At 27.0% G+C, this 3,854-nt stretch carries 3 protein-coding genes; all 3 read right to left on the reverse strand.

What is annotated here, in order from left to right; translation table 11 throughout:
- Positions 1–503: 503 nt before the first annotated feature.
- Entirely contained in the window at positions 504–641 is a 138-nt protein-coding gene (locus tag V6137_RS20645) for a hypothetical protein (RefSeq protein ID WP_425449837.1), read from the reverse strand.
- A 43-nt stretch (positions 642–684) separates the two neighbouring features.
- Positions 685–1,584, reverse strand: a complete 900-nt coding sequence (locus V6137_RS20650) for a tyrosine-type recombinase/integrase (protein WP_425449838.1) — start codon at positions 1,582–1,584, stop codon at positions 685–687.
- 1,110 nt (positions 1,585–2,694) lie between these two features.
- Entirely contained in the window at positions 2,695–3,327 is a 633-nt protein-coding gene (locus V6137_RS20655) for a class I SAM-dependent methyltransferase (RefSeq protein ID WP_425449839.1), read from the reverse strand.
- Positions 3,328–3,854 lie beyond the last annotated feature (527 nt).

Genomic DNA, 3,854 nt, shown 5'->3' on the forward strand with positions numbered 1-3,854 from the left:
ATTTTAAAAGCCTAAATTTGGCCATTGTTCGTGTTTTTCAAAGGTCTTTTTGTCGTGCATAAATTTAATATTAGAGAATTTAAATTTTTTCACTTAAATACTCTTGACTTTTACTAGCTGGTCTAATCTTTACTGACTTTCCAACGTAATATAAATAGATTCTAGTAAAATATTGCAATTCCTTTAAAAATTACTTTTTATTTCTTAATATTTATTTTAATTAATAAATACTATGAAAAATATTCAAAAAGTTTTAGATTTAATAATGGTTGATTAATAATATCTTAATCATGCTATCACTTAAACATTCCTTTTTAAAATTTTTGACAAATAAAAATCTTAAAAGAGAATGTTTCACCCTCTCTTTTGAGACTACTGTTTTAAATATAAGTAGTCTTACCTTCTATAGACTTCTAATTTGTTACTTAATAGTAAGTATAATTATACATATAGCACCAACTAAAAAATTCAACATATTTCCTATAACTTATTTATCGTTAAAACTATTGGGTTGATGAAGGATCATCAACCCAATTTTTCTTTTTATCGGCCATTTCATATAAAAATTTATTTAGTAATTTATTGATTTCTTTTATTATTTCTTCTTCAGTAAACTCCCCAGTATAAACTATTTTATCCAAGGACATCACCTCTTGATAATATATATGTAAATGAGATTTTGCCCTATAACCCTATATCTCCATCTATGTTAGCTATTTCATTTTGAACGGAATCCATATTCATTCTAGCATATATTTGTGTTGTAGCTATAGATTCATGCCCCAATAACCTTTGTATTGTTTCTAAGCTTGCTCCTTTAGCTAATAGATTTTGAGCTCTAGTATGCCTTAATAAGTGTGGATGTAGATTCTTCTTTATACCGGCTCTTTTGCCTGTATTCTTAATAACATCTTGAATAGCTTTTTTACTTAATCTATTTTTTTGTCTACTTATAAATAATGCAGGAATGTCATCAGCTCTAGTGTCTAGATATTTTTTTAGTCTTTTTGATGTGTCTCTAGAAAATATACAAATACGTTCCTTGGCTCCCTTGCCTACTACTTTAAATCTACGACCTGTAAAATCAAGATTTTCTATGTTCTGCTGATATACCTCTGTAAGCCTACAGCCACTACTATAGAAAAAAGATATCAATGCTAAATTCCTTAATTTATTTGTTTCGTTAGATGCATCTAAGTATTTCAATAGTCTTTCGTATTCTTCCATTGTTAGATGCCCTCTGTATTTTTTACGAACTTTAGGCTTTTCTAGTTTATCTAGTGAGTTTTTAATGTTTAGGGTCTCTTGCTTTATTAGTGTTTTAAATAGCATATTTATGGAATTAAATTTTCTAGCAACAGCTTCATCTCCATTACTTCTTTCTTCACTACATAGTAATAAAAAGTCTTGTACATCTAAATGTGATACTTTTGATAATGGTTTATTCCCAATAAAATTTATAAAAAGTCTCAAGTCATTTCCCACAATAGCTTTAATTGATTCTTTTGTGAGTCCTTTATTTCTACAATTCATCTTATATCTTTTAAGTATCTTTTTATTTTCTACAATATGAGCATTATTCATTTTGCTCACCTTGTTTTTCAAATAACTTTTTTATCATTTCTCTATCTAAAACTCTATCTTTTAATATAATTCTTTCTATCTGTATAGTATCCTCTTTAGATTTTTTCATTTTATACCTCCAAATTTTATTTTAATTTGTAGAATTGAAGGCTATAATTTATAATATAAGTAACTAATAGCCTTCAAAAGGTTATTTGTTTCTAAGGGAGCCGCGTCCTCGCCAAAGTTTGCGGCTTTCTTTTTTTCACCTCCTTTAAATAAAAAAAACTGAGAAATAAAAAATCCAGCGACGATAGACCTCTAAGTCTTCGCCCTGGATTAATATCCTCAGCTTTTTATTAATTAAATTTTTAAAATAAGCATAACAAAGTAATTAAACATACTCTACCTAAATTTCAGTGTTTCCAACTTGATTTATGCCCTTAATGGGTCTTAAAAACATAGCTTTCCCTTCTGGTACTTGCTTAGTAAAAATAATATCTGTATCATAAATATAACATATTGCCTAAATAAATACAATACTCTTTTATCACTTTTTTACCTACATACATTATATCACTTTTTTAAAAATTAAAACTGTTAAAAAACTGTTAACTTGCATTTTAGCGTTATACATTTTGCATTTTCGATGTCTCTGAACCAATTCTCAAAGCCCTTCTTCCTAGCGGTGTTTTTGCTCGATGAAGAGCTGTGAGCAGCAAGCAGAAATATTTTGATAGGTTTCCAGTTATCCTATAAGTTTATGTAAGATGTCGGAAAACACATGTTAGACGACGGGCATTTTTGATATGCTTTACATGAGCAGATACTTATAATAGACAAACAACTCTCTTGTCAAAGAATATAAATCTCTAATTTCAAGTATTTTAACATGTGTAGTATTGACCTTATCTATTCCAACTTTCTTGAAAGCAAATCTGGTTCTTGCTATATGATAATATTGAGAAATAACCATCACTGAATTAATTCCATCTTATTCATAATTAACTTTGAATTTTCTGCTGTCTTGAATGTTCTGTTTCCTTTATTATCTAAAATAATACTTTTGTCTAAGGGGGTAAGGACTGTAGTTAGTCTATGTTCAATTTGTGAAGAAACTACAGCCCTATACTAGACGCTCTGACTCTTTCCTTTATGTGCTATTATAAAAAAATCTTCTTCGAACTTCGTTTTATGTTTTTTTGTTTTTATATGTTGATATCCAACTATTCTTAAATTTTCAATTATTTCGTCTATATCATATTTTATAAACGCTTCATTATTTGTATATTTAAACTTATTCAACTCACTAGCCGGAACAACAAATAATATCAACTCACCTGATTCCGATAGAAACTGATATAGTTTATTGAATATGTCCTCAAGATGCTTCCAAAAGTAAACCACATTAATAGCAAGAATCTTATCATAAAGAATATTGGTATTACACTCTGTAACATCACCATAAAATAATTCTATTTGATTATTCTGAATATGCCTACTATTCTTTCTAGTAGCTTTTTCGTACATTAATTTTGAAAAATCTAATCCATGTAATTTTACATTTTTATTTCTTTTAACAATTTTATTAATGCCTTGACCGGATCCATACCCTATTTCTAGAATTTTATCCTTATCTTTTAAATTTAAAATATTTATTACTTCATTATAGATTGAACTATTTGCTTTTTCCATAATTGTTGATATTATTCTACCTAATATTCCACTAGGTTGTCGAAACTGTTTCCCTATAAATTTAAGCATATTAATCTCCCATAAATAATCTCAATATAGGTGTACTGAACATAATTCAAATGTTTATGTCTATTTTATGTCCCTAATACTTTTCTATATATGGTATTCTTTTTGCATAATCACATCTAAATATAAATATTTAAGTTTACTCTCATTCATCTCTAACTTATAATGTATATATAATTATTTCTACTAAAACATTACAATTCCTCTAAAAATAAAATATTATCTTTCAACCTTTCCTTTATCTAATGAACCTTGTTAAGAACATACAAAATAATGTTTATTTTAATCATTCCCATTAAAGAATACTTTAACATAAATTAAATATCAAAATTTTAATCTACTAAATTGTATAAAAAATTATACAATTTATATATTAGTCACCCTTTAATTGTAGGATTAGACAACAGGGCTATCGCATGAAAAATAATTATTAAAATGAAATGGAAAAAATCTCAAAAAGGAATTTTAGATTTTATGTCGAATCTTTAAAATATACAAATAAAATACGAGGAGAGCAGACATGAAATTTG

The sequence above is a fragment of the Dethiothermospora halolimnae genome, assembly GCF_037577855.1.
GTDB lineage: Bacteria > Bacillota > Clostridia > Tissierellales > VENL01 > Dethiothermospora > Dethiothermospora halolimnae.

Coding starts and splice junctions, on each gene's coding strand:
- V6137_RS20650 (WP_425449838.1), bottom strand. CDS start 1,584: ATGAATAATGCTCATATTGTAGAAAATAAAAAGATACTTAAAAGATAT.
- V6137_RS20655 (WP_425449839.1), bottom strand. CDS start 3,327: ATGCTTAAATTTATAGGGAAACAGTTTCGACAACCTAGTGGAATATTA.